Source organism: Cellulomonas sp. SG140 (genome assembly GCF_025770785.1).
GTDB lineage: Bacteria > Actinomycetota > Actinomycetes > Actinomycetales > Cellulomonadaceae > Cellulomonas.
In genome coordinates, this window is record NZ_JANZLA010000003.1 from 276,266 (window position 1) to 302,596 (window position 26,331).

The following is a 26,331-nucleotide window of genomic DNA, read 5'->3' on the forward strand; positions in this document are numbered from 1 at the left end:
CGTGATGTGCGGGCCAGGTGGGTGGGACCACCTGCGGCACCGCGCCGTAGGACCGGGCACAGTCTAGGCAAGGGGCGCGGCGCGACGACCACCACGCCCGCCCGTGCGACGGTGGATCTCGTCCGCGGGTGCACGAGGTGGACGCTCTGCACGGGCCGGCGGTCGTAGCGTGCCGGGGTGGAGGTCCTCGAGGTGTTGTCGCCCCTGCTCGGGGCGCGCTGCTGCGTGGTGGTCGGGGACGAGGGCTCGTGCGTCGTCGTCGACGCCGGCGCCCTGGTCGCGGACACGGTCGGCGCGCTCGTCGAGCAGCGCGGGCTGCGACCCCGGGCGGTGCTGGCGACGCACGGGCACGCCGACCACACGTGGGACGCGGGTCGACTGTCCGACCGGTTCGGGGTCCCCGTCGTCGTGCACGCGGCCGACGTCTACCGGCTCGCGGACCCGTGGGGGACGCTCGGCGTGCTCGGCGCGGCGGTCGGCTCGCCCGAGGGTCCGCTGGCCGCCGAGCTCCGGCGGCTCGGAGCCGACCCGTCGGAGTGGGTCGCGCCGCACGACGTGCGTCCGGTGTGCGCGGACGGCGCCGCCGAGGAACGGCTCGTGCTCGGAGAGCTCTCCGTGGTGGCCCGGCACGCGCCCGGGCACACCGAGGGATCGGTCGTCTACGTGCTCGAACCACGGGACGAGCGGCCGATCGTCCTCACGGGGGACGTGCTGTTCGCCGGCACCGTCGGCCGGACGGACCTCCCGGGGGGCGACGCCGTCGCGATGAGCCGGACCCTCCGGCTCGTCGTCCGCTCGCTGCCGCCTCGGGCCGTCGTCCTGCCCGGCCACGGCCCCGCGACCGACCTGGCCACCGAGCTCGGGCGGAACCCCTACCTGCGCTGAGCCGCGGACCGCCCAGGCGCGCTGTTCTGGGAGGATCGGTGCCCATGGCACGCCCCACACCGCTGTCCGGATTCCCCGAGTGGCTCCCCGAAGGTCGGATCGTCGAGCAGCACGTGCTGGACGTGCTCCGACGCACGTTCGAGCTGCACGGTTTCGCCGGTGTGGAGACGCGAGCCGTCGAGCCGCTCGACCAGCTGCTGCGCAAGGGGGAGACCTCGAAGGAGGTCTACGTGCTGCGGCGCCTGCAGGCCGACCCGCAGCAGGAGGACCGGGGCGACACCCTCGGCCTGCACTTCGACCTGACCGTGCCGTTCGCGCGGTACGTGCTGGAGAACGCCGGCCACCTCGCCTTCCCGTTCCGCCGGTACCAGATCCAGAAGGTGTGGCGCGGTGAGCGGCCCCAGGACGGGCGGTTCCGGGAGTTCATCCAGGCGGACATCGACGTGGTGGGCGCCGGCTCGCTGCCGTACCACTACGAGGTCGAGCTGCCGCTGGTGATGGCCGAGGCGCTCTCCGCGCTGCAGGAGGTCGGTGTGCCGCCCGTGCGGGTGCTGGTGAACAACCGCAAGGTCGCGGAGGGCTTCTACCGAGGTCTGGGTCTCGACGACGTCGAGGCGGTGCTGCGGAGCATCGACAAGCTCGACAAGGTCGGTCCGGAGGTGGTGGCCGAGCTGCTGGTGGAGGAGGCCGGGGCATCCGCGGACCAGGCGACCGCCTGCCTCGAGCTCGCGGCGATCTCCGGGCCGGACGAGGGTGTCGTCGACCGGGTGCGGGACCTGGCGAAGCGGTACGACGTCTCGTCCGACCTGCTCGACGAGGGCCTCGAGGAGCTGGGCATGCTCATCAGGGCGGCGGCTGTCCGGCTGCCCGGCACCGTCGTCGCGGACCTGAAGATCGCGCGAGGACTGGACTACTACACCGGCTCGGTCTACGAGACGGTGCTCGTGGGCCACGAGCACCTCGGGTCCATCTGCTCCGGCGGCCGGTACGACACCCTGGCGTCGGACGGTGCCACGACCTACCCCGGCGTCGGCCTCTCGGTCGGCGTCAGCCGGCTCGTCTCCCGGCTGCTGTCCGCCGGCCTCGTGCGCGCGACCCGTGCGGTGCCGACCGCCGTGCTGGTCGCCGTGACGGACGAGGACTCGCGGCAGCGCTCCGACGAGGTGGCTGCGGCGCTGCGGAACCGCGGCATCCCCGTCGAGGTCGCCCCGGCGGCGGCCAAGTTCGGCAAGCAGATCCGGCACGCGGACCGTCGCGGCATCCCGTTCGTCTGGTTCCTCGGCGCCGAGGGCGCCCCGGACGAGGTCAAGGACATCCGCTCCGGCGAGCAGGTGGTTGCCGACGCGGCGGCCTGGGAACCGCCGGCGGCCGACCGGTGGCCCAGGGTCGTGCCGGGAGACGCGCACTAGGATCGTGCGGGCGCCCCGCCGGGCGCGCACCCCCTGACGACGAAGGACGACCCGTGCTGCGCACCCACACCGCCGGCTCGCTGCGAGCCGAGCACATCGGCACCACCGTGACCCTCACCGGGTGGGTGGACCGGCGGCGTGATCACGGCGGCGTGGCCTTCGTCGACCTGCGCGACGCCTCGGGGATCGCCCAGGTGGTGATCCGGGACGAGGCCGTGGCGCACGAGCTGCGTGCCGAGTACGTGCTGCAGGTGACCGGCACGGTGGGCCGCCGCCCGGAGGGCAACGAGAACCCGCACCTGCCCACGGGCGACGTGGAGGTCGTCGCCGACCAGGTCGTGGTGCTCAACGAGGCGGCGCCGCTGCCGTTCCAGGTCTCGACCTCGCTGAACGAGCCGGTCGGCGAGGAGGCGCGCCTCCGGTACCGCTACCTGGACCTGCGCCGGCCGGCCCCGGCGCATGCCATGCGGCTGCGCGCCAAGGTGAGCCAGGCGGCGCGTCGGGTGCTCGACGCGGAGGGCTTCGTCGAGTTCGAGACGCCGACGCTGACCCACTCGACACCCGAGGGTGCGCGCGACTTCCTGGTGCCGGCACGCCTGGCTCCCGGCAGCTGGTACGCCCTGCCGCAGTCGCCGCAGCTGTTCAAGCAGCTGCTGATGGTCGCCGGCATGGAGCGGTACTACCAGATCGCCCGCTGCTACCGGGACGAGGACTTCCGGGCCGACCGCCAGCCGGAGTTCACCCAGCTCGACGTCGAGATGAGCTTCGTCGACCAGGACGACGTGATCGCCGTCGCCGAGGACGTGCTCAAGGAGGTCTGGGCGCTGATCGACGTGGACCTGACCACGCCGATCCCGCGCATGACCTATGCCGACGCCATGGCCCGGTACGGCACGGACAAGCCGGACCTGCGGTTCGGTCTCGAGCTGACCGACCTGACCCAGTACTTCGCGAGCACGCCGTTCCGGGTGTTCCAGGCGCCGTACGTCGGCGCCGTCGTGCAGCCCGGGGGAGCAACGACGCCGCGCCGCGGGTTCGACGCGTGGCAGGAGTGGGCCAAGCAGCGCGGCGCCAAGGGCCTCGCCTACGTGACGGTCGGCGACGACGGCGAGCTGGCCGGGCCGGTCGCGAAGAACATCTCCGACGACGAGCGCGCAGGGCTGGCGGCCGCGGTCGGCGCGAAGCCGGGCGACGCGGTGTTCTTCGCAGCGGGGAAGGCCTCCGAGGCGCGCGCGCTGCTCGGTGCGGCGCGGCTGGAGATCGGCCGGCGCGCCGAGCTGATCGACGAGAACGCCTGGTCGTTCGTGTGGGTGGTCGACGCACCGCTGTTCAAGCCCACGGGTGAGGACGACGACGTCGCGCTCGGCACCAGCGCCTGGACGGCTGTGCACCACGCCTTCACCTCGCCGACGCCCGAGTGGATCGACCGGTTCGAGGAGGACCCGGGCAACGCCCTGGCGTATGCCTACGACATCGTCTGCAACGGCAACGAGATCGGCGGCGGGTCCATCCGTATCCACCGCCGCGACGTGCAGGAGCGCGTGTTCGCGGTGATGGGGATCGACCACGACGAGGCCCAGGAGAAGTTCGGCTTCCTGCTCGACGCGTTCAAGTTCGGCGCACCGCCGCACGGCGGCATCGCGTTCGGCTGGGACCGGATCGTCGCGCTGCTCACGCACGCCGAGTCGATCCGCGACGTGATCGCGTTCCCCAAGTCCGGTGGCGGGTTCGACCCGCTGACGGGCGCGCCGGCTCCGATCACACCCGAGCAGCGTCGCGAGGCCGGGGTGGACGCCAAGCCCAAGGCGCCCGCACCCGCCGTCTGAGCGGACGGGATGACGCGGCTCGACGAGCTGCCGTCCAGGTGGCGGCAGGACAGGCTCGTCTGCTCGGACGCCGTCGGCCTCGAGCGCTCACGGCTGGAGGTCGACGGCGACGCCCTGGTGACCGTCGCCGCGCACCGGTCGGGCACGTCCGTCGCCGCGTACGGTCCTGACGGCGCCGCGGCGCGCCTGGTCACAGCGTTGGTGTCGTCCGGCCGGCTGCGGGGTCCGCTGCACTGGCTGACGCTGCCCCGCGACGGTGACCTCGCGTCCGACGTCGCGGCGGCGCTGGACGTCGAGCCTCTGCCGGGCTGGGACTGGCTGTCGACCGACACTGCGCCACCGCCCCAGCCGCGCGAGACGGACGTGGTGCGGCTCGACCCTGCAGCTGACGCCGAGTCCATCCGGGAGTGCCTCCGGGCCGCCAACCCGGGTACGGAGGCGGACCCCGCCGGTCCGCACGAGGCCGGCTGGTGGGGCGTCGCGTCGAACGACGGGGGGCTGCTCGGCGTCATCGGGGCGTCCCGACGCGGCGCCGCCGAACCGGGGCACGCCACGTGGCACCTGCACGGCCTGGGCGTGCACCCCGTTGCGCGGCGGCAAGGACTCGGTCGGGCCCTCACCGCGGCGGCCGTGGGGGACGCGCTCCGCGCGGGGTCGCCGTGGGTGTCCCTCGGCGTGTGGGCGGACAACGACGCCGCGCTGGCGATGTACGCGGCGCTGGGCTTCCGCACCGATCATCAGCGCCGCTCGTACCGGCCCGTCGGCCTGCCGGCGACGCACCCCGGCCACTGAGAGGTGCCGCCCAGGGCCGTCAGTGCGTGATGGCCAGCCGCTCGTGCAGCCGGCGCAGCGGTGCCGGCGCCCACCAGTTCCACCGGCCGAGCACCGTCATCGTCGCCGGTACCAGCAGGACCCGGACCACGGTCGCGTCGACCAGCACCGCCACCGCCAGGGCGAAGCCCACCTCCTTGATCACCAGGAGCCGGCCGGCGACGAAGCCGCTGAAGACGACGATGACGATGGCGGCGGCCGACGTGATGATCCGGCCGGACCGCTGCAGACCGAGCCGGACGGCGTCGTCGCTGGTCACCCCGCCGTCGTACAGCTCCTTGATCCGGGACAGCAGGAACACCTCGTAGTCCATCGCGAGCCCGAAGGCGAAGGCCACGACGAGCGCGAGCACGTACGTCTCGATCCCACCGACCGAGGTGAACCCGAGGAGGCCGGCCAGGTGGCCGTCCTGGAAGGTCCAGACGAGCACGCCGAGCGATGCCGACAGCGACAGCACGTTCGTCAGCAGGGCCTTGAGCGGGACCACCACCGAGCCGGTCATCAGGAAGAGCAGCACCAGGGTCGCCACCGCCACGATGCCCCCGGCGAGCCACGCGCGCTGCGCCAGCGCCTTCTGGAAGTCGAGCTCGTGCGCCGCCTGACCGGTGACCCACACGGGGAACCCCGGACGCAGCGCCCGCACGTCCTTCACCACACCGCGGGCGACCGCGCCCGCCGGATCCGTGGTGTCCAGCCGCAGCCCGATCTGCACGTACGACCCGACGGCGGCGGGCGGGTCGACCGACCGCACGTGCGACGTGCCGGCCAGCTTCGTGGCCAGTGCCGTGCCCTGCTCCATGCTCGACTGCACCAGCACCGTGATGGCGGGGGCCGCCGCGGAGGGGTACTGGTCGGCCAGCAGCCGCAGGAACGTCACCTGGTCGCTGCCGCGGGGCAGCAGCTCCGCCCCCGAGTTCCGCAGCTCGAGGTGGGCCAGGGGCGAGGCGAGCAGGGCGAGGAGCGCGAGGGTGCCGCCCATCACCCACCACGGCCGTCGTTGGACGCGGGCGGCCAGCCGGGAGAACGACCCCTCCTCGGACTGGACGTCGGACGTCCGCGCCAGCACCGCGCGCAGCAGGGGGACACGTGCGAGCACGCTCGGGCGGGCGAGCCGACGTCCGGACCAGGCGAGCAGCGCCGGCACCAGCGTCAGGGCCGTGGCCAGCGCGACGACGATCACACCGACCGCCGCGGCACCCACCGCACGCAGGATGTCCGGCCGGAACACCAGCAGACCGGCGATGGAGATCGCCACGGTGAGCGCGGAGAAGGTGACGGTCCGGCCCGCGGTCGCCATGGTCCGTTCGACGGCCTCCGCCACGGCACCGTCCCCGCGGCGGCGTCGGCTGGCCGCACCGCCGTCGGTGTCGGTCAACCGGTGCAGCTCCTCGCGGTACCGACTGACCACGAGCAGGCCGTAGTCGATGGACAGGCCGAGGCCGAGGACGGTCACGACGTTCACCACGGACGCGTCGACGGTCATCACGTAGGACAGGCCGAGCACCGCCGCGAGCCCACCGGCGATGGACGCCAGTGCGCCGGCCATCGGCATGGCGGCCGCGAGGAACCCGCCGAACACCAGCACCATGACCAGCAGGGCCACGGGGAGCGCGATCGCCTCGCCGGTGCGCAGGTCCTTCTCCACCTGGCCGGTGATCGCGTCGACGATGAGCGGCGTCCCGCCGACCACCCCCGTCACCTGCGGAGCCGCGGGCCGCAGAGCGTCCGGCACACCGCCGAGCAGCGTCTCGACGTCGTGCAGAGCGGTCGTCTTCGCGTCCCCGGTCACGTCGGGCTTGAGCTCGACGACGACCAGGAAGCCCTTGCCGTCGCGCGCGACGAGCGGCATGGCGGCCGGGTTGGTCACGCCGCCCGGGAGCACCAGCGGGTCGATCACCGAGGCGACGCCCGGGACTGCTGCGAGCTTCGAGCGCTGCGGCGCCAGGGCCTCGGCGACACCGGGAGCCGCCGGGTCCGCACCGCTGACCGCAAGGGTCAGCGACGCACCACCCTGGGCGGTCGAGGCGAGGATCGCGTCCGCGGCGTCGCTCTCCGAGCCGGGGACCGCCGGCGCGCCCGTGGTCAGCCGGTCGAACACCGTCTGACCCGTCACGCTGGTGACCGCCAGCACGTACGCGACCGCGGCCAGGACCAGCCACACCAGCACGGCCGTGCGAGGACGACGGGCGACGGCGCGGCCGAGACGTGCGAACACGCGGTCATCGTCGCAGGATTCCCGTCGGTGCGCGTCCGCCCGCACGGGTGGTGCGGCGCGGCCGAGGACGCCCCGCGACAGGCCGCGTCGGTGCCGGTGCGTAGGCTTCCCGCCGTGGACCTGTTCGACGCGGTGCAGTCGACCGCGCAGGGCCTGCCCGAGATCAGCGCAGGCGCACCCCTCGCCGTGCGGATGCGGCCGACCAGCCTCGCGGAGGTCGCGGGACAGGAGCACCTGCTCGAACCGGGTTCGCCGCTGCGCCGGCTCGTCGAGCCGCAGTCGCCCGCTGCCCGACGCGCCGCCCCCACGTCGGTCGTCCTGTGGGGGCCGCCTGGCACGGGCAAGACGACGCTCGCGTACCTCATCGCGGCGACGTCCGGTCGCCGGTTCGTCGAGCTCTCTGCCGTGACGGCCGGCGTCAAGGACGTGCGTGCGGTGATCGACGAGGCACGGCGCCGCCTCGTCACGGACGGCACGGAGACGGTCCTGTTCATCGACGAGGTGCACCGGTTCACCCGGACCCAGCAGGACGCCCTGCTGCCCAGCGTGGAGAACCGCTGGGTCACCCTCGTGGCGGCCACCACGGAGAACCCGTCGTTCTCGGTGAACGGCCCGCTGCTGTCCCGCTCCCTGCTGCTGACCCTCCACCCGCTGTCGGTCGACGACGTCCGCGGACTGGTGCGGCGCGCCGTGGCCGACGGCCGGGGCCTGGCCGCCAGCGTGGAGCTCGAGCAGGAGGCCGAGGACCACCTGCTCCGGCTGGCGGGCGGGGACGCACGCAAGGCGCTGACCATCCTCGAGGCGGCGGCGGGGGCCGCGCTGTCGGCAGCGCCCGTCGGACGGGCGGAGGACGAGGCCGCCGTCCCCGTGGTGGTCGACCTCGCCACCGTCGAGCGGGCGATCGACGTCGCGGCGGTCCGCTACGACCGGGACGGCGACCAGCACTACGACGTGATCAGCGCCTTCATCAAGTCGGTGCGCGGGTCGGACGTCGACGCGGCGCTGCACTACCTGGCCCGGATGATCGCCGCGGGGGAGGACCCCCGGTTCATCGCGCGGCGCATCGTCATCTCGGCGTCCGAGGACGTCGGCATGGCGGACCCGAGCGCCCTGCAGACCGCCGTGGCCGCCGCGCAGGCGGTGGCCCTGATCGGCATGCCGGAGGCCCGGATCATCCTGGCCGAGGCCGTGGTGCACCTGGCCACGGCACCGAAGTCCAACGCCGCCTACCTGGGCATCGACAGGGCGCTGGCGGACGTGCGCTCCGGGCGGATCGGCAGCGTGCCACCGCACCTGCGCGACGCCCACTACGCCGGTGCGCAGCAGCTGGGGCACGGCAAGGGCTACGTGTACGCGCACGACGAGCCCCACGCGGTCGCCGCGCAGCAGTACCTGCCCGACGAGCTCGTCGGCACCCGGTACTACGAGCCCTCGGACCGCGGGTACGAGCGCCAGGTGTCCGAACGCCTCGAGCGGATCCGTCCCCTGCTGCACCCGGACGAGCCGCGCTGAGCCTGCCGAGTCCCGGCGCCGGCGCCATGGGCTCCGCCGCGGCACCGGGGCAGCGCCGGGACAGCGTGTCCCGGGGCCGCCGCACGTCCGGTAGAGTGGACGGGTTCGTCGTGCGCTCGCGTGCGACGACGCCTGGGGTCTCAGCCTCGCCACCGTCAGCAGCAGGTTCAGCAGCACCGTCGACGGCGGCTCCATGGTCGGCCCCACGCCCGCCGGACCCGGTGTCCGCCCGTGGGCGTGACGTCATCACCACGACAGGAAGAACATCTCTGTGACCAACGTGACCCGTTCGCGTCGTCAGGTCCGTCTGAGCCGCGCGCTCGGCCTGGCCCTGACGCCCAAGGCCGTCAAGCACTTCGAGAAGCGGCCGTACCCGCCCGGCGAGCACGGCCGCGCCCGTCGCCGCACCGAGTCGGACTACGCGGTCCGGCTGCGCGAGAAGCAGCGTCTGCGCGCCCAGTACGCGCTGCGCGAGAAGCAGCTCGCCAAGGCGTACGAGAACGCCCGCAAGGCCCCCGGTCTGACCGGTGAGGCCCTCGTCGAGGACCTCGAGACCCGTCTGGACGCCCTCGTGCTGCGTGCCGGCTTCGCCCGCACCATCCTGCAGGCACGCCAGGTGGTCACCCACCGTCACGTGCTGGTCGACGGCAAGATCGTGGACCGTCCGTCGTTCCGCGTGCAGGAGGGCCAGACCCTCCAGATCAAGCCGAAGAGCCAGGCGACCACGCCGTTCCAGATCGCCGCCGCCGGCGCCCACCGCGACGTGCTGCCGGCTGTCCCGGGCTACCTGGACGTGCAGCTCGAGAAGCTGTCGGCCGTGCTGGTCCGCCGCCCGAAGCGCGCCGAGGTCCCGGTGACCTGCGAGGTCCAGCTGGTCGTCGAGTACTACGCCCGCTGACCCACCGTCGGGCGACGAGCCCGACACCTGCACGAGAGCCCCGCACCGGTCCGGTCGCGGGGCTCTCGTGCACCCGGCCCCGGCCGGGCACGGCGCAGGGCCCGCGTGGGCGCGCCGGTAGGGTGGTGCGCTGGTGCGGCCGGAGCGCCGCACCGTTCCGCGGTGCCGCGTCGGGCGGCACCCGGCGTACGGACGACAGGACGGAGCGACCCATGTCCGGTGGCGACATCGCAGGCCTCATCGCCGCGGTGGCCTTCGTCGCGCTCGTCGGCTTCCTGGCGCTCCCGCTGGTGAAGCTCGGCCGGACGTTCGACTCCGCGACACGGGCGCTGACCGAGCTGACCGACCACACCGTCCCGGTCATCGACGAGGCCGCGAAGGCGGTGGCGAGCGGGAACCTCCAGCTCGAGAAGGTCGACGCCGTCACCTCCGCCGCGGCCTCCGTGTCGGAGAACGTCTCGGCGCTCACGGCGCTGATGACGGCGACGGTCGGCGGCCCGCTGATCAAGGTGGCGGCCTTCAGCCACGCCGTGCGCCGCGCGCTGGCAGGTGTGCGACGGGGGAGCCGCTGATGCGCCGGCTGTTCTGGGTGGGCGTCGGGGTCGCCCTGACGGTGGTCGTGGTGCGCCAGGGCCGCGCGCTGCTGGAGCGGTACGCGCCACCGGAGGCAACCGCGGCCGTCGCCGGCGCGGGCCGCCTCGCCCGCGCCGCCGAGGGCGCACGCCGGGAGTTCGCGGCCGGGTTCGCCGAGCGTGAGCGCGCTCTGCGCGAGGCGCTGGTGGGCGACGTCGACGTGGAGCAGCTGCGCGCCGAGGCACCTGCCCGGCGGGCCGCCCTCCGGGAGACGTTCGGCGGTCGCCACGCCGCACCGCCCGAGTGGGCGGAGAACCCGACCGAGGACCCGGACGACGACGACGGCTACGCCTTCTTCTGAGCCGCCACCGGCTCCTCCGCCACCGCGGCGCCCGAGACGGAACACCGTCGCCCGCCGCGACGCTGCACCTGTGAGAACCCGCCCGCCAACGGGCGCCGAACGACGACGAGGACATCATGCGCACCGCCGAGATCCGCCAGCGCTGGCTCGACTACTTCGAGAGCAAGGGCCACGCCGTCGTGCCGTCGGTGCCCCTGATCTCCCCGGATCCGTCGATCCTGTTCACCATCGCCGGCATGGTGCCCTTCATCCCGTACATCCTGGGCACCCAGCAGGCGCCGTGGCCGCGCGTGGCGAGCGTGCAGAAGTGCATCCGGACCAACGACATCGAGAACGTCGGCCGCACCGCACGGCACGGCACGTTCTTCCAGATGAACGGCAACTTCTCGTTCGGCGACTACTTCAAGGAAGGCGCCATCGAGCTGGCCTGGGAGCTGCTGACCGGCTCCCAGGACGAGGGCCGGTACGGGTTCGACGGCGACCGGCTCTGGGTGACGATCTGGGACCAGGACGACGTCGCGCTGGACTCGCTGCACCAGGTCGGTGTGGACCCGAGGCACATCGTGCGACTGCCGCGGGAGGAGAACTTCTGGGACACCGGCCAGCCGGGCCCGGCGGGCCCGTGCGCCGAGTTCCACTACGACCGCGGTCCCGAGTACGGGCCCGAGGCGGTGGGCGGCACGGTGGACCCGGGCGGCGACCGCTACATGGAGATCTGGAACCTGGTGTTCGACCAGTTCATCCGTGGCGAGGGCGTCGGCAAGGTGTACCCGCTGGTCGGCGAGCTGGACAAGAAGGCGATCGACACCGGCGCGGGCCTGGAGCGGATGGCCTTCCTGCTCCAGGACAAGCAGAACATGTACGAGATCGACGAGGTGTTCCCCGTCATCACCAAGGCGGAGGAGATCTCCGGCCGCCGGTACGGCGCCGACCAGGCCGACGACGTGCGGCTGCGGGTCGTCGCGGACCACGTGCGGTCCGCCCTGATGCTGATCGGCGACGGCGTGACGCCGTCGAACGAGGGCCGCGGCTACGTGCTCCGTCGCCTGCTGCGCCGCACCGTCCGGTCGATGCGGCTGCTCGGCGTGCAGGAGGCGACCCTGCCGCACCTGCTGCCGGTCAGCCGCGACGCGATGAGCGCGTCGTACCCGAACGTCGCCGAGGACTTCAACCGCATCTCCCAGGTGGCGTACGGCGAGGAGGAGGCGTTCGCGCGCACCCTCGAGTCCGGGACGGCGATCCTCGACACGGCCGTGCGCACGGCGAAGGCGAGCGCCGGGGCGGACGTGCCGGTGCTCACGGGCGCCCAGGCGTTCACGCTGCACGACACGTACGGCTTCCCGATCGACCTCACGCTCGAGATGGCGGCTGAGCACGGCGTGCAGGTGGACGAGGGCGCGTTCCGCTCCCTGATGGCCGAGCAGAAGGCCCGTGCCCGCGCCGACGCGCTGGCCAAGAAGACGGGACACGCGGACACCTCCGCCTACGCGGACCTGCACGCCCGGCTGTCGGACGAGCACGGGCGGCCCGTGAAGTTCATCGGCTACACCGACACCACGGCGCGCGCGCACGTCGTCGGCCTGCTGGTCGACGGCGTCCCGGCGCCCGCGGCCGTCGCCCCGGCGGACGTCGAGGTGGTCCTGGACGTCACGCCGTTCTACGCGGAGGCGGGCGGTCAGCTCGCGGACACCGGCACGATCGTGCTGGACGGTGGGGCCCGCATCGAGGTGGACGACGTCCAGGCGCCCATCAAGGGCCTGAACGTGCACCGCGGGCGGCTGGTGGACGGCACGGTGACCTTCGGCGAGCCGGCGACGGCGACGATCGACGTCGCACGGCGTCGGGCGATCGCCCGGGCGCACACCGCGACGCACATGGTGCACAAGGCGCTGCGCGAGGAGCTGGGCCCGACGGCCACGCAGGCCGGGTCCGAGAACGCACCGAGCCGGCTGCGCTTCGACTTCCGGTCGGGAGCCGCGGTGCCCGCGTCGTCCCTCTCGGAGATCGAGGGGCGCGTCAACTCCCGGCTGCAGGACGACCTCGAGGTCACCGACAAGGTGATGGACATCGACGAGGCTCGAGCGCTCGGCGCCATGGCGCTGTTCGGCGAGAAGTACGGCCGGCAGGTGCGCGTGGTGTCGATCGGCGGCGACTGGTCGCGCGAGCTGTGCGCGGGCACCCACGTGCGTCGCTCCGGCGAGCTCGGGCTGGTCACGCTCCTCGGCGAGGCGTCGATCGGCTCCGGCGTCCGGCGTGTCGACGCGCTGGTCGGCGACGGCGCCTACGGGTACCACGCCACCGAGCGCGCGCTGGTCGGACAGCTGTCGGGCCTGCTGGGCGCGCGGCCCGACGAGCTGGCCGACCGCGTGTCCGGCCTGCTGACGCGGCTCAAGGACTCCGAGAAGGAGCTCGCGAACCTGCGCCAGGGTCAGCTGCTCGCGCAGGCCGGCACGCTCGCGGCCGCCCCGCAGCTGGTGGGCAACACCCGCGTCGTCGTGCACGACGCCGGCGAGGTCGGTTCCGGTGACGACCTGCGGGGCCTGGTCACGGACGTGCGGTCCCGGCTCGGCGAGTCGTCTCCGTCGGTCGTGGCCGTCGGCGGCGTCAGCAAGGGCCGGCCGGTCGTCGTCGTGGCGACCAACGCGGCGGCCCGCGAGGCGGGCCTGAAGGCGGGTGCCATGGTCCGCGCGGCATCCGCGGTGCTGGGTGGTGGCGGCGGCGGTCGCGACGACCTCGCGCAGGGCGGTGGGCAGGAGGCGGCCAAGCTGCCCGAGGCCCTGTCCGCCGTCGTCGAGGCGGTGCGTGCCTGAGGTGCCGGCCGAGCCCGTCGTCCGTGGGGTCCGCCTCGCGGTCGACGTGGGATCGGTCCGCGTCGGCCTGGCGGTGAGCGACCCGGACGGGCTGGTCGCCACCCCGGTGGCCACCCTTGCCCGGGGCGCGGTGCGGGACGGCGCGCGCGCGGGCGACCTGGTCCAGCTGGTGGAGGAGGTGCGCGAGCGGAGTGCGGCTGTGGTGTACGTGGGCCTGCCCCGGCACCTGTCCGGAGCCGAGGGCGCGGCAGCCGCGGCGGCCCGCGCGTACGCTGGCACCTTGGCGCAGGCGATCGCACCAGTCCCGGTGCGGCTCGTCGACGAGCGGATGACCACGGTGGCCGCTCATCGGGCGCTGACGGCGTCCGGCAGAGCCGGGCGCAAGCACCGCGCGGTGGTCGACCAGGCCGCAGCCGTGGTGATCCTGCAGGACGCGTTGGATGCGGAGCGCGCCACGGGCCGACGGCCCGGGGAGCGGGTCGAGGCGGACCCGCGACGAGGCGCACTGGGGGGTCCGCAGGAGGACACGACGACTGGTGGAGAGACGCACAGGTGAGCAACAGCCGAACCGACTGGTGGCCGCCCCTCGAGGGGGAGTCGCACGCGACCGGTGAGCCGCAGCCGAGCCACGACCCGCACGCCCCGGGCGACCTCTTCGGTGCGATCGAGACCGCTGCCGCGCCCACGGCACGTCGGTCGCGCTCCAGCGCGCGGGCGCACCGCGCGAAGGAGCGCAAGCACCGTCGCCGCCGCACGTTCCTGGTGCTCACCCTGGCGCTCGCGATGATCGTCGGCGCGGGCTACGTCGTGTACTCGTTGTTCGGCTCGTCCTGGCACCTCGGCTCGTCCACCGGCGCCGTCTCCGACTACCCCGGACCGGGCTACCCGTCCGCCCAGGTCGTGGTCAACGCCGGTGACAGCGGTTCGCAGATCGGCAAGACGCTCGTCGACGCCGGCGTCGTGGCGTCGCAGAAGGCGTTCACCGCGGCGTTCTCGGCCAACCCGGACGCGGCGAAGATCCAGCCCGGCACGTACAACCTGCTGCTGAAGATGAAGGCGTCCGACGCGGTCAGCGCGCTCCTGAACCCCGCGAGCCGGGTCTCCATGCGCGTGACGATCCCCGAGGGGCAGACGTCCGCGCAGATCCTCGCCAAGATCACCGAGGTGGCGCTCATCCCCGCGAAGGATCTGCAGGCGGCGGCTGCCGACCCGGCCGCCATCGGCCTTCCGCCCCAGGCGAACGGCAAGATCGAGGGCTGGCTCTACCCGGCGACGTACCAGGTGCAGCCCGGTGAGACGGCCGCGGCGGTGCTCAAGCAGATGGTGGCCCAGACCGTCTCGGTGCTGACGGCGAAGAACGTGCCGCAGGACCAGTGGGAGACCGTGCTGAACAAGGCGTCCCTGATCGAGCGGGAGGCCCGCCGCGACGAGGACCGCCCGATGATGGCGCGGGCCATCGAGAACCGGTTGGCCCAGGGCATGCCCTTGTCCATCGACGCCTCCGTCGCCTACGGCCTCAACAAGCCGGGGACGCAGCTGACCAACGCGGACATCCAGAACGCCGACAACCCGTTCAACACCTACAAGCACATGGGGCTGCCGCCGACGCCGATCGCCTCGCCGGGCGAGAAGTCGATCGATGCCGTGCTCAACCCCGCGCAGGGCACCTGGTTGTTCTGGATGACCGTCAACGACGACACGGGCGAGACGAAGTTCGCGACGACGTACGCCGAGCACCAGCAGAACCAGGCGCAGCACGACGCGTGGCTGGCCAGCCGCGCCTCCAGCACCGCCACGCCGGCCGGCTGACGGGACCATGATGTCGCAGGAGCGCAGGGCGGCCGTGCTCGGCCACCCGGTGGGCCACTCGCTGTCGCCCGTGCTGCACCGGGCCGCCTACGAGGCGCTCGGCCTGACCGGATGGCGGTACGACGCTCTCGACGTCACGGAGGACCAGCTCGCGGACGTCGTCGGCGCGCTGGACGGGACGTGGACGGGCCTCTCGCTGACGATGCCGCTCAAGCAGACCGTCCTGCGCCTGCTCGACCACGTCGAGCCACTGGCCGAGACGGTGGGGGCCGTGAACACCGTGCTGGTGCAGCCCGTCGGACGCACCCTGAGCCTGACCGGCGCGAACACGGACGTGCACGGGATCGTGGCGGCGCTCCGAGAGGGGTTCGCCGCGGCGGGTCGCGACCTGCCCGCCGCGCCGTCGGCCGCCGTCCTCGGCGCGGGCGCGACGGCTGCGTCGACGCTGGCGGCGCTCGGTGAGCTCGGGTGCACCGCGCCGACCGTCTACGTGCGGGCCGTCGGCAGGTCGGGGCCGCTGCAGCGCGCGGCCCACCGGATGGGCGTCAGCCCCGTCGTGCGCACGCTGGACCGCGCGGGGGCGGAGATCGGCGGGGCCGACATCGTCGTCAGCACGCTGCCCGCCGGCGCCGCCGACGCCGTCGCGGGGGCCTTGGTCGCGCCCGCTCAGGGCGTCCTGCTCGACGTCGTCTACGCGCCCGCCCGCACCGGGCTCATCGCGGCGTGGGAGACCGCCGGGGGAGTCGCCGTGGGCGGCGCGAGGATGCTGCTGCACCAGGCGGCCGAGCAGGTGCGGCTGATGACCGGTCGTCCGGCGCCGCTCGACGCGATGGACGCCGCGCTGCGGGACGCCCTCGCGGCCTCGGTCTGACCCCGGTTCGCTGCCGGCCCGGACGCCGCCCGCCCGCCAAGGGCCCGTGTCGCCGGCGGAACTTCCCCCGCGGAATCACCCGGACAGGTGTCCATCTTCTCAGGGCGTCGACCTAACGTGCCGATGCACGCCTAGAGGGCTGTTCGTCGTGACACCTCTCGGACCGGCCGTTGAGTGGAGGACGCGTGAAGCAGCTCGGGGAGATCCTGCTCGACGAGGGACTGGTGTCGGAGGCGCAGCTGCTCGCGGCGCTGGACGAGCAGGGCGCGCGGAACCAGTCGCTGGGCCGCACGCTCGTGGAGCTCGGCTTCCTCAGCGAGGGTCAGCTGGTCAAGGCCCTCGCGGCGCAGGTCGGGATGCCGTTCGTCGACCTGGACGAGTACCCGGTGGACCGGGCCGCCGTCTCGATGGTCCCGGCCGCGCTCTGCCGTCGGTACACCGTCCTGCCCGTAGGGATCCGCGACGGGGCGCTGATGCTCGCCACCGCCGACCCCGGCAACGTGGTGGCCGTCGACGACGTGCGCACCGTCTCGGGCATGCAGGTCGTCTCGGTGGTCGCGACGTACGACAACGTGCTGCGCGCCATCGACCGGTTCTGCCGGGCCGACGACGAGATGGACAGCCTGACCAACGCGTTCGAGGACCAGGCGCCCGAGCCGGAGACCGACCTGTCCCGGATGGGCGACTTCGTCGACGACGACGCGCCGATCGTCCGATACGTCAACCTGCTGGTGACCCAGGCGATCACGGACCGCTCGTCGGACATCCACATCGAGCCGACCGAGCACGACCTGCGGGTCCGGTACCGCATCGACGGCGTGCTGCACGAGGTGCAGCGCTCACCGAAGAACATCCAGGGCGGCGTGATCAGCCGCGTCAAGATCCTCTCCGACATCGACATCGCCGAGAAGCGCAAGCCGCAGGACGGCCGCATGTCCGTCATGCACAACGGGCGCAAGATCGACCTCCGCGTGGCGACCCTGCCGACGGTGTGGGGCGAGAAGATCGTCATGCGCATCCTGGACAACTCGACGGCCAGCCTCGACCTGCGCGACCTGAGCTTCCTCGAGCACAACTACGAGGCCTACAACGCGTCGTACACCAAGCCCTACGGGATGATCCTGGTCACCGGCCCGACCGGTTCCGGCAAGTCGACCACGCTGTACGCGACCCTCAACGCGGTGTCCCGGCCGGAGATCAACGTCATCACGGTCGAGGACCCGGTCGAGTACCGCCTGCCGAACATCAACCAGGTGCAGGTCAACCCCAAGGCCGGCCTGACCTTCGCCGGTGCCCTCCGGTCGATCCTGCGCTCCGACCCCGACGTGGTGCTGCTCGGTGAGATCCGCGACCACGAGACGGCCCAGATCGCCATCGAGGCGGCCCTCACCGGCCACCTGGTGCTGTCGACGCTGCACACCAACGACGCGCCCTCGGCCATCACCCGACTGATCGAGATGGGCATCGAGCCCTTCCTCGTCGGCTCGGCGCTGGACTGCGTCGTCGCCCAGCGGCTGGCGCGGCGGCTGTGCGAGAAGTGCAAGGAGCCGTACCGGCCCTCGCCGGAGGAGATGGAGTCCGCACGGTTCCCGTGGATGCCGGGGGAGCCGGTCCCGGAGATCTACCGACCCGTCGGGTGCGTCTCGTGCTCGCGCACCGGCTACCGCGGCCGGCTCGCGCTGCACGAGGTGATGCGCGTGACCGAGGACATCGAGCGGCACGCGGTCTCGCACTCGTCGTCGGCGGAGATCGCCGCCACTGCGCGCAAGCAGGGGATGATCGCGCTCCGCGACGACGGTTGGCACAAGGTCGCGATGGGGCAGACGTCGATCGAGGAGATCCTGCGCGTCGTCGCGTGAGGCGGTGACGGGAACGACGAGCGCCCGACGACTGGACCGGTCCCAGGGGTCAAGCACTCGTCGTCCGATGCCGATGCAGCATCCGAGCGGATCTGCGCGCGCTCGCGCGCCGAGCAAGTGGAGGCGATGACGTGACCGAGTCGTACCAGCGGCCGGCCGAACCGACGCGGCCGTTGCCGCCGTACCGGCCGGCAGGACCTCAGGCCACGGACGGCTCCGGCGCCCCCGTGTTCCACGGCGCCTACTCGCCGGTCCCCTCGGAGAGCGCGGTACAGCCGCAGACGCCTCCCTACGGCGCGCCGGCGCCCGCGGCTGCCCCGTACGGCGTTCCTGCACCGACGGCGACGCAGCCGTACACCCCCCAGCCCGCCCCGGCCGCGGCGCCGACACCGCCCGCCGGGACGCCGTCCGGCCCGACCGGCGCACCCGCCCGCACCGCCCCACCGAGCGCGGCCAAGCCCGCCGGGCCCGGCCACCTCGCGCGCGTCGGCATGACGGAGGAGCACGGCGACGAGCTGCCGCTCGACGACATCCTGCGCGAGATGGTCCGCCTCGGCGCCTCGGACGTGCACTTCACCACCGGTGCCGCGCCCACCGTCCGGCTGTCCGGATCGCTGCACCCGCTCGAGGGCTTCGGCATGGTGAAGCCGGACCCCCTGCGCCGCACGCTGTACGCGATCCTCACGCAGAAGCAGCGCGAGCGGTTCGAGGAGGAGCTCGAGCTCGACATCTCCTACGCCGTGCGTGGCCTGGCCCGCTTCCGCGTGAACCTCTACCAGCAGCGCGAGTCGATCGGCGCGGCCTTCCGCGTGATCCCCTACGAGATCAAGCCGCTCGAGGAGCTGGGCGTCCCGCCGGTCGTCGGAACCTTCGCCGGCCTGCCTCGTGGCCTCGTGCTGGTCACGGGCCCGACGGGCTCCGGCAAGTCCACGACGCTCGCCTCGATCATCGACCTGGCGAACCGGTCCCGCGAGGACCACATCATGACCGTCGAGGACCCGATCGAGTTCCTGCACCGCCACAAGAAGTCGCTGGTCAACCAGCGCGAGGTCGGTCAGGACACCCACTCGTTCGCCAACGCCCTCAAGCACGTGCTCCGCCAGGACCCGGACATCATCCTGGTCGGCGAGATGCGCGACCTGGAGACCATCTCGGTCGCCTTGACCGCCGCCGAGACCGGGCACCTCGTCTTCGCCACCCTGCACACGCAGGACGCGGCCCAGACGATCGACCGCATCATCGACGTCTTCCCGTCCCACCAGCAGGCGCAGGTCCGCACGCAGCTCGCCGGCACCCTGCAGGGCGTCGTCTGCCAGACGCTGTGCAAGCGGGCCGACCAGCCCGGCCGGGTCGTGGCGACCGAGGTGATGGTGGCCACGCCGGCCATCCGCAACCTGATCCGCGAGGGCAAGACGCACCAGATCTACTCCTCGATGCAGGCCGGCGCGCAGCAGGGCATGCACACCCTCGACCAGCACCTGGCGGACCTGGTGAAGGTCGGGAAGATCTCCTACGAGGTCGGCCTGGAGAAGGCCCACCACGTCGAGGACTACAACCGTCTGACCGGTCGGTTCTCCGGTCAGACGCAGGGTCAGGCCGCGATGGCCGACCCGGCGTACGGCAGCGCGTTCGGGGGGCAGGCGTACTGATGGCGACCGCGACGAAGACCTACGAGTACGCGGTCCGGGACCGCTCCGGGAAGATCATCAAGGGACGCGTCGAGGCCGCGTCCCAGGGGGCCGTGGCCGGGCGGCTGCGGGAGATGGGCCTCGCCGCGGTCTCCATCGCGGAGGTGAACACCGGGGGTCTCCAGAAGGAGCTCTCGATCCCCGGCTTCGGCGGGAACAAGGTCAAGCTCAAGGACCTCGCCGTGATGGCACGGCAGCTCGCGACGATGATCAACGCGGGGCTGTCCTTGCTCCGAGCACTCTCCATCCTCGCGGAGCAGACCGAGTCGAAGCCGCTCGCCAAGATCCTCAGCCAGGTGCGCAGCGACGTCGAGACGGGCGTGGCGTTCTCGGTGGCACTGGGCAAGCACGACGTCTTCCCGCCGCTCATGGTCAACATGATCAGGGCAGGCGAGGTCGGCGGGTTCCTCGACGAAGTCCTCCTTTCCATCGCGGGCAACTTCGAGAGCGAAGTGGAGCTCCGCAGCAAGATCAAGTCGGCGATGACCTACCCGGTCGTCGTCTTCGTGGTCGCGATCATCGCAATGGTCGGGATGCTCTTGTTCATCGTCCCGATCTTCGCCAACATGTATGCGAGCCTCGGCGGGCAGCTACCATTCCTGACCCGTCTGCTCATGATGATGTCGACGGTGATGAAGATCACCATCGTGCCGTTCATCATCGGTGTCATCGCATTCGTCATCTGGTGGCGGCGGCACAAGAACGACGACTCCGTCAGAGAACGGGTCGACCCGTGGAAGCTGAAGGTCCCGGTCTTCGGTCTGCTGACCAAGAAGATCGCGGTCTCACGCTTCACGCGCAACTTCGGGACGATGATCCACGCGGGTGTCCCCATCCTGCAGGCGCTGGACATCGTGGGGGAGACCAGCGGAAACGTCGTGATCGAGCACGCCGCCAAGGCCGTGCAGGAGTCCGTCCGGCGGGGGGAGTCGCTCGCCGGACCCCTCGCGCAGCACCCGGTGTTCCCACCGATGGTCGTGCAGATGATCTCGGTCGGTGAGGACACCGGCGCGCTGGACACGATGCTGACGAAGGTGTCCGACTTCTACGACGCCGAGGTCAAGGCCATGACCGATCAGCTCACGAGCCTCATCGAGCCGATCATGATCGTGGGTGTCGGCGGCATCATCGGCTTCATCGTCATCGGTATGTACATGCCGATCTTCCAGATCGCGAACGTCATCCAGTAGCCGTTGGACCGAACGGGTGAAGTTCTGCAGGGGTGGCGACAGGCGCTCAAGTCGGAGTCTCCCCGCGACGATAGCGAGAGTGCTTGGCCCCGAACCCGGCTTCGCCCGGGATCTGTCACCGACAACGCTTCGATCCATCCAGGAGTTGACGTGATCGCTCGCATCCGCAAGTCCCTGCGGGAGAAGGACCAGGGCTTCACCCTGATCGAGCTCCTCGTCGTCATGATCATCATCGGCATCCTCGCCGCGATCGCCATCCCGATCTTCCTCAACCAGCGCAAGAAGGCTCAGGACAGCGCTGCGACGTCGGACATCTCGACGCTCGGCAAGGAGATCGCCACCTACTACGTGGACGCCACCGGCCCGCTCTCGGTTCAGACGGGGTCGGTTGCGCTCGTCAGCGGCCGCTACCAGGTCAACAGCGTCGACGTCGGTAAGGCGAGCAGCATCACCCCGGTCGTCACCTACAAGGAGCCGAGCGCCACGGACACCGTGGCGGACTCCACCGGCTGGTGCGTCCAGATCACCTACTCCGGCGGCACGCAGACCGTGGTCTCGTACTCCGCGCAGAACGGTCTGGTGAAGGGCACGGCCTGCCCGTGATGTAGCACCGTCTCTGGCCGGGCGGTCCGACGTGGTCACCACCACGCCGGACCGCCCGGTCGAGCGCTTCTCCTTCGAGTCCCGAGTTGTGAAGGAAGGTGTCATGAAGCCGAGCACTCGACCGCGCGAGGTCGTGCGTCGTGACACCGGTTTCACGCTGATCGAGGTCATGGTCGCGATGTTCATCACGGCCATCGTGATGACCGCCCTGATCTACGCCGTCGTCTCGTCCCTGACGACGATCCAGCAGGCGCGCCAGCGCCAGACCGCCACGGGCCTCGCGACGCAGCAGCTCGAACGGCTCCGCGCCGAGCCCTACGACTCCGTGACCCAGCCGGACAGCGCCTACCCCGCCGTGGCGGTCGACTACACCACCACCACCAGCGGAACGACGTGGTTCCAACCTCCGGCCCGCCTCATCTCGGGAGGTATCTCCGAGGTCCTGGTGATCAACGGCGTCTCCGGCAAGACGGTCGACCAGGTCGTCGACGGTGTGACGTACCACGTCGAGACCTACGTCACGAAGGCTGCGGCGACGACATCCGGCTCGCAGCCCTTCTACCTCACGGCGATCACCAAGTGGACCAGCACCGTGTCGCGCGGCCAGCGTGAGACGGTCCAGCGGAGCACCACCTTCTCGCCGGCCGGGTGCCTCTCCACCGCGACGAGCCCGTTCGCCGCTCCCTGCCAGGCGTACTACACGGCACGCGCCGGCGAGGCGCTCAGCGGCGTCTCGGTGACCAACACCGACTCGTCGGACCAGCCGATCGAGGGCATGGACGCCAAGCTGCTCCAGCTCGGCTTCGCCCACACGTCCACGAACCTGCTCTCCGAGCAGACGGTGACAGGAACCGCGGCAGCCACGACGTCGAGCGGCATGACGACCGGTACCAGCGGCTCGGCAACCGGCGGGGAGTCCGCCTCGGTGGCCGTCGACTCCGACCCCTCGTCCGTCCCCAACCAGTCGATGAGTTCCAGCACCTCCGGGCACACCGCAGCCGTGCTGAGCTCCAGCGGCAGCGGTGGCACGTTGAGCATCCAGCCCTCGTCCGGAGACTCCGGGAGCGCGGTCGGAGCGATCCAGGCCACCAGTACCCAGTGCCTCAACGCGGACGGCAACGGACTCACCACCGGGACCACCGCCGCCCTGCTACGACCCTGCGTCGACTCCAAGGGCCAGCCATCAGGCGCTGCAGCGACGCTGACGTACTCCCCGCCCTCGGCGCCCGCCACGGTGCTCACCCTCGGGAGCTTCGCGCCCGGTGGGCCGGCGTCGCGCTCCGTCGCGGCACTGCTGAGCGCCCCGAACCTGGGCGTCTGCTCTGCCGCGACACCTGTGGACTGCAGTCACGCCGCGGCCTCACGGACGCTCGGGACGGCGAGCTTCGGGATCCTGGCCGGGAGCTCGAGCACACCGGGCTTCGATCCTGCCCAGGGACTCTGGTCCGTCAGCGGCCTCGCCGAGACCGCTGCTGCCGAGGAGGGCACCGGTCGGCTGGCTCCGGCGTTCACGCGCAGTGGGACGTTGAAGGTCTTCGCCGACAACGGTGCCGGTGGCGGCACCTACACGTCGATCGACCTGTCCACCTTCGCCTCGGCTGCCGTCGGCGCGACACCCGCGTCGCAGACGTGGGCCTTCCCCACCACCACCGTGGCCTACTCCGGTGTGACCATCCAGTACTCCGGGAGCGTGATGGTGCAGCGGCCACGGATCACCTCGAGCCCGGCCACGAGAACCGGTTCCGTGGCGACCGACTGCAAGACGGCGGCGTGCACCAGCTCGGTGGACGCGTCCGGGGCCATCACCGCGCGGGTGGACGTGGTGGTGAAGGACGGCGCCGGCGCGGAGGTCACGAAGTTCTCCGTGGTCACCGACCTGGGCGGCCTGACGGTCGACGCGTCGTACAAGGCGGCGGCAAATGCGTGACGTGCTGCGCAGGCCGCGGCCAGACGCCGGCACCACCCTGGTCGAGCTCCTCGTCGCCATGATGGTGTTCGGGATCGCGATGGTCATGATCATGTCCGCCGCGATCGCCGTCATGCACGTCACGGACAAGTCGAGCGCCGCGGCCGACTCGGCATTCCAGGCCCGTCAGGCGCTAGCCGTCATCGACAAGCAAGTACGTTCCGGGAACGTCCTCTTCAGCCCGGCGGACGAGCACAACTACGTGTCGACCTGCCAGGACATGGGCACGAACCAGGGGTCGTGCATGCGGATCTACACCCAGTCCAATGGTGTGGAGAAGTGCGTCCAGTGGCAGGTCGTCGCAGACGGCGCGGGTGCCTACCAGCTGCAGATGCGCAGCTGGAGCCCCACCTGGCAGACCACAGGAGGCGTGAGCGCCTGGTCGGTCGTGTCCAGGAGCATGTCGTTGCCGTCGGCCCCGTTCACCCTGGACGTCGGCCCCGGTGGCATCTACGGCGAACGTCTGCTCCGGGTTCACCTCGTGGCCCACAACGCCAAGGTCGGCAAGGACGTCGCCATCGACGCCTCGATCTCGGGACGCAACACCACCTACGGCTACACCGGAAGCGAGTGCCTGCCGGTTCCTCCGGCATGATCTGGGACGGAGAGGGACGATGCGGACGATGATGCGCCGGCTGGCTCTACGTCGGGACGATCGGGGCGTTGCGATCGTCGCGGCGATGGGCGTGGTCATGCTCGTCGGCATCCTGGTCGCGGTCACCATCACGATCGCGATGCAGGAGTCGAAGATGACCGGCCGGGACCGCCAGCGCTCCTCCGGCGTTGCGACCGCCGAGTCGCAGGTCGACCTCCTCACCGCGCAGATCCAGTCCTCCGCGCCGGCTGCGCTGACCTCCCTCTGCGGTCCGATCGCCGGCAGCACGAAGGTTGCGGGCGACTCGTTCTCGCTGGCGTCGACGGTGACCTACTACGACACCTCGGGCAACGTGGTGCCGTGCTCGCAGGTTGCCACGACCCTGCTTGCTCAGGCCAAGATCCACTCGACCGCGACCTCGGCGGCACTGGCGCACTCCGCGGCCGCGGTTCGCACCGTCGAGTCGTTGATCAAGCTCACGCCGGCGTACGCGAACAACCTGGACAAGGCCATCTTCTCGGACTCGTCCATGACGATGTCCAACAAGACGGTGCTGAAGTCGGCCTCCGCGACACCGAACGCGGACATCTACACGAACGGCAACTTCACCTGCAACAACAACGAGGAGTTCCACGGGTCCATCTATGCGCAGGGCTCGATCTACCTGAACGCGCAGTGCACCGTGTCGGTGGACGTGTGGGCCAAGAACCAGGTCTCCGTCACGAATCCGTCGGCCTCGATCGGCGGGCGCGCCCTCTCGGCCCAGAGCACGATCGGTCTCGACAAGGCCGCGCTCGGGCAGCAGGCGCGAGCGGCCGGCGCCGTCACGGGCCAGGTGTGCTCCACCGCGGGTAAGTGCTTCGGCAACCTTGGCCTGACGGCGGTGAACCCGCCGCCTGTGACCACGTTCCCGCAGCTCAAGTGGGACAGCACGGCGCAGTCGGCATGGGTGGCCAACGGCTACACGAACGTCGTGACCTTCCCGCAGGGGAACTTCGTCTGCGGCTGGTACAACCCGCCCAACGGAACGCCCGACCTCGTGGGTGCCGACGGCAAGTCGGCCAACCTCAACGGCAAGGCGAGCGGCGTCGGCGCGTGGCTCTTCGCGAACGCCTACAAGCTGCCCGCCGACACGATCGTGATCTCCAACTGCCCGAGCGACAAGATCATCCTGCAGGGCATCGGCCTGACCCTGAACAAGAACATGGTGCTCCTGTCGCTCGGTGGGATCTCGTTCACAGGAAACACGACGATCACGTCCGTGACGGGGACCGCAACCGCCGCGGACCCGAACCTCCTCTACTTCATCCAGCCGTACTCCTACTACGGCACGGTCACCACGTGCTCGGGCGAGGGCATCACCCTCGACAACCAGGTCACCGTCGACAACACGGTGAACACGCTGCTGTACTCGCCCTGCGCGATCCGGAAGGCGAACCAGTCCGAGATCGTCGGCCAGGTGTACTCCGGATCCACATTGACGATCGACAACCAGTTCAACATGACGTACATCCCTCTCCCGGTATGGGGCGGCCTGGCGTCTCCCTCGTCGCAGGTCAACACCTACTCGGTCGACACCATGTACAAGCGCGAGGCGCAGTGACGGTGCCGGCGAACCTGCCTGCGACCGGCGTCGATGCGTTCCTTGCGTTCTTCGTCCCGATCGCGGCGGGGGTGTTCGGCCTCCTCATCGGCTCGTTCCTCAACGTCGTGGTCTGGCGCGTCCCACGGGGCGAGTCGATCGTGAGTCCGCCGAGCGCCTGCCCGCAGTGCGGGCACCGGATCAGGGCGCGGGACAACATCCCCCTGATCTCCTGGCTGCTGCTGCGCGCCAGCTGCCGGGACTGCGGGGCACGGATCTCGAAGCGATACCCGCTCGTCGAGGCGACAACCGGCGTGGCATTCGCGCTGTGCGCATGGGTGGTCGGCGCCTCGTGGCTCCTTCCCGCTGTGCTGTACCTCGTCGCGATCGGGATCGCACTCGCCCTCATCGACCTGGACGTCCACCGACTGCCCGATGCGATCGTGCTGCCGTCCTACGCCGTCGCCGGGGCTCTCCTCTCACTGGCAGCGTGGAATCCCGGCGGTGCGAGCAACTGGACCGCGTTGCTCCGCGCGGGCATCGGCGGCGCCGTCCTCTTCGTCGTCTACCTCGTCATCGTCGTGGTGTACCCGGCCGGCATGGGGTTCGGTGACGTCAAGCTCGCCGGGGTGCTCGGGATGTACCTGGGCTGGTTCGGCTGGGGTGCGCTCGCGTTCGGCTGGTTCGCCGCCTTCCTTCTGGGCGGGGCGTTCGCGATCGGGCTCCTGCTCACGCGACGCGCCAGCCGGAAGTCGGGCGTCCCGTTCGGCCCGTGGATGATCCTTGGCGCCCTCGTCGGCGTCATCGCCGGGGGACCCGTGGCCGGCTGGTATCTCACCCTCCTCTGA

21 protein-coding genes are annotated in these 26,331 nt (G+C 71.5%); 20 read left to right on the forward strand and 1 reads right to left on the reverse strand.

Going from position 1 to position 26,331, the window contains the following annotated elements:
- The first annotated feature begins 177 nt into the window (after positions 1–177).
- Genes N0B34_RS07725 through N0B34_RS07740 form a run of 4 tightly spaced genes read left to right on the forward strand, consistent with a single transcriptional unit; the run spans position 178 to position 4,912 of the window.
- On the forward strand, positions 178–885 hold the full coding sequence (locus tag N0B34_RS07725; protein WP_263730768.1) for an MBL fold metallo-hydrolase: 708 nt from the start codon (positions 178–180) through the stop codon (positions 883–885).
- A gap of 44 nt (positions 886–929) precedes the next feature.
- Positions 930–2,294, forward strand: coding sequence for a histidine--tRNA ligase (gene hisS / locus N0B34_RS07730; protein WP_263730769.1), 1,365 nt, complete (start codon positions 930–932; stop codon positions 2,292–2,294).
- A gap of 53 nt (positions 2,295–2,347) precedes the next feature.
- Complete coding sequence (gene aspS / locus N0B34_RS07735; protein ID WP_263730770.1) at positions 2,348–4,120, forward strand: aspartate--tRNA ligase; 1,773 nt, start codon at positions 2,348–2,350, stop codon at positions 4,118–4,120.
- A 9-nt stretch (positions 4,121–4,129) separates the two neighbouring features.
- Positions 4,130–4,912, forward strand: coding sequence for a GNAT family N-acetyltransferase (locus N0B34_RS07740; protein ID WP_263730771.1), 783 nt, complete (start codon positions 4,130–4,132; stop codon positions 4,910–4,912).
- Positions 4,913–4,931: 19 nt separating this feature from the next.
- Here N0B34_RS07740 and N0B34_RS07745 read toward each other — a convergent pair whose 3' ends face one another.
- Complete coding sequence (locus tag N0B34_RS07745) at positions 4,932–7,166, reverse strand: MMPL family transporter (protein ID WP_263730772.1); 2,235 nt, start codon at positions 7,164–7,166, stop codon at positions 4,932–4,934.
- Positions 7,167–7,280: 114 nt separating this feature from the next.
- On the opposite strand from N0B34_RS07745, the gene N0B34_RS07750 reads away from it, so the two are divergent.
- The 16 genes from N0B34_RS07750 to N0B34_RS07825 all read left to right on the forward strand — a co-directional run bounded on the left by N0B34_RS07750 (position 7,281) and on the right by N0B34_RS07825 (position 26,331).
- The gene (locus N0B34_RS07750) at positions 7,281–8,678 is read left to right on the forward strand and encodes a replication-associated recombination protein A (protein WP_263730773.1); all 1,398 of its coding nucleotides are present in this window, start codon (positions 7,281–7,283) and stop codon (positions 8,676–8,678) included.
- Positions 8,679–8,949: 271 nt separating this feature from the next.
- The gene (gene rpsD / locus N0B34_RS07755; RefSeq protein WP_263730774.1) at positions 8,950–9,576 is read left to right on the forward strand and encodes a 30S ribosomal protein S4; all 627 of its coding nucleotides are present in this window, start codon (positions 8,950–8,952) and stop codon (positions 9,574–9,576) included.
- 212 nt (positions 9,577–9,788) lie between these two features.
- The gene (locus tag N0B34_RS07760) at positions 9,789–10,148 is read left to right on the forward strand and encodes a DUF948 domain-containing protein (RefSeq protein ID WP_263730775.1); all 360 of its coding nucleotides are present in this window, start codon (positions 9,789–9,791) and stop codon (positions 10,146–10,148) included.
- Entirely contained in the window at positions 10,148–10,510 is a 363-nt protein-coding gene (locus N0B34_RS07765; protein WP_263730776.1) for a hypothetical protein, read from the forward strand. Before N0B34_RS07760 ends, N0B34_RS07765 begins: the two co-directional genes overlap by 1 nt.
- 116 nt (positions 10,511–10,626) lie before the next feature.
- Positions 10,627–13,320 carry an alanine--tRNA ligase gene (gene alaS, locus N0B34_RS07770; RefSeq protein WP_263730777.1) on the forward strand — a complete coding sequence of 898 codons (2,694 nt, stop codon included), beginning with the start codon at positions 10,627–10,629 and terminating at the stop codon, positions 13,318–13,320.
- Between the two features lies 1 nt (position 13,321).
- A complete protein-coding gene (ruvX, locus tag N0B34_RS07775) occupies positions 13,322–13,876 on the forward strand; it encodes a Holliday junction resolvase RuvX (RefSeq protein WP_263730967.1) in 555 nt (184 codons plus the stop codon).
- Entirely contained in the window at positions 13,873–15,129 is a 1,257-nt protein-coding gene (gene mltG, locus N0B34_RS07780) for an endolytic transglycosylase MltG (protein WP_263730778.1), read from the forward strand. The genes ruvX and mltG overlap by 4 nt, the downstream gene beginning before the upstream one ends.
- 10 nt (positions 15,130–15,139) lie before the next feature.
- Positions 15,140–16,000, forward strand: coding sequence for a shikimate dehydrogenase (locus tag N0B34_RS07785; protein ID WP_263730779.1), 861 nt, complete (start codon positions 15,140–15,142; stop codon positions 15,998–16,000).
- Between the two features lie 185 nt (positions 16,001–16,185).
- Positions 16,186–17,859 (forward strand): GspE/PulE family protein, encoded by a 1,674-nt coding sequence (locus N0B34_RS07790; protein WP_263730780.1) that lies wholly within the window; start codon positions 16,186–16,188, stop codon positions 17,857–17,859.
- A 131-nt stretch (positions 17,860–17,990) separates the two neighbouring features.
- On the forward strand, positions 17,991–19,508 hold the full coding sequence (locus N0B34_RS07795; protein ID WP_263730781.1) for a type IV pilus twitching motility protein PilT: 1,518 nt from the start codon (positions 17,991–17,993) through the stop codon (positions 19,506–19,508).
- Positions 19,508–20,737, forward strand: coding sequence for a type II secretion system F family protein (locus N0B34_RS07800; RefSeq protein ID WP_263730782.1), 1,230 nt, complete (start codon positions 19,508–19,510; stop codon positions 20,735–20,737). Before N0B34_RS07795 ends, N0B34_RS07800 begins: the two co-directional genes overlap by 1 nt.
- A gap of 150 nt (positions 20,738–20,887) precedes the next feature.
- Positions 20,888–21,340, forward strand: coding sequence for a type II secretion system protein (locus tag N0B34_RS07805; protein ID WP_263730783.1), 453 nt, complete (start codon positions 20,888–20,890; stop codon positions 21,338–21,340).
- Positions 21,341–21,443: 103 nt separating this feature from the next.
- On the forward strand, positions 21,444–23,267 hold the full coding sequence (locus N0B34_RS07810) for a prepilin-type N-terminal cleavage/methylation domain-containing protein (RefSeq protein WP_263730784.1): 1,824 nt from the start codon (positions 21,444–21,446) through the stop codon (positions 23,265–23,267).
- The gene (locus tag N0B34_RS07815) at positions 23,260–23,901 is read left to right on the forward strand and encodes a type II secretion system protein J (RefSeq protein ID WP_263730785.1); all 642 of its coding nucleotides are present in this window, start codon (positions 23,260–23,262) and stop codon (positions 23,899–23,901) included. Before N0B34_RS07810 ends, N0B34_RS07815 begins: the two co-directional genes overlap by 8 nt.
- Before the next feature lie 85 nt (positions 23,902–23,986).
- On the forward strand, positions 23,987–25,504 hold the full coding sequence (locus N0B34_RS07820; RefSeq protein WP_263730786.1) for a hypothetical protein: 1,518 nt from the start codon (positions 23,987–23,989) through the stop codon (positions 25,502–25,504).
- Positions 25,501–26,331, forward strand: coding sequence for a prepilin peptidase (locus tag N0B34_RS07825; protein ID WP_412175713.1), 831 nt, complete (start codon positions 25,501–25,503; stop codon positions 26,329–26,331). Before N0B34_RS07820 ends, N0B34_RS07825 begins: the two co-directional genes overlap by 4 nt.

Excerpts from the sequence above, each read along its gene's own strand:
- hisS (WP_263730769.1), top strand. The coding sequence starts at position 930 with ATGGCACGCCCCACACCGCTGTCCGGATTCCCCGAGTGGCTCCCCGAA.
- N0B34_RS07740 (WP_263730771.1), top strand. The coding sequence starts at position 4,130 with ATGACGCGGCTCGACGAGCTGCCGTCCAGGTGGCGGCAGGACAGGCTC.
- N0B34_RS07760 (WP_263730775.1), top strand. The coding sequence starts at position 9,789 with ATGTCCGGTGGCGACATCGCAGGCCTCATCGCCGCGGTGGCCTTCGTC.
- N0B34_RS07765 (WP_263730776.1), top strand. The coding sequence starts at position 10,148 with ATGCGCCGGCTGTTCTGGGTGGGCGTCGGGGTCGCCCTGACGGTGGTC.
- alaS (WP_263730777.1), top strand. The coding sequence starts at position 10,627 with ATGCGCACCGCCGAGATCCGCCAGCGCTGGCTCGACTACTTCGAGAGC.
- N0B34_RS07785 (WP_263730779.1), top strand. The coding sequence starts at position 15,140 with ATGTCGCAGGAGCGCAGGGCGGCCGTGCTCGGCCACCCGGTGGGCCAC.
- N0B34_RS07800 (WP_263730782.1), top strand. The coding sequence starts at position 19,508 with ATGGCGACCGCGACGAAGACCTACGAGTACGCGGTCCGGGACCGCTCC.
- N0B34_RS07810 (WP_263730784.1), top strand. The coding sequence starts at position 21,444 with ATGAAGCCGAGCACTCGACCGCGCGAGGTCGTGCGTCGTGACACCGGT.
- N0B34_RS07815 (WP_263730785.1), top strand. The coding sequence starts at position 23,260 with ATGCGTGACGTGCTGCGCAGGCCGCGGCCAGACGCCGGCACCACCCTG.
- N0B34_RS07820 (WP_263730786.1), top strand. The coding sequence starts at position 23,987 with ATGGGCGTGGTCATGCTCGTCGGCATCCTGGTCGCGGTCACCATCACG.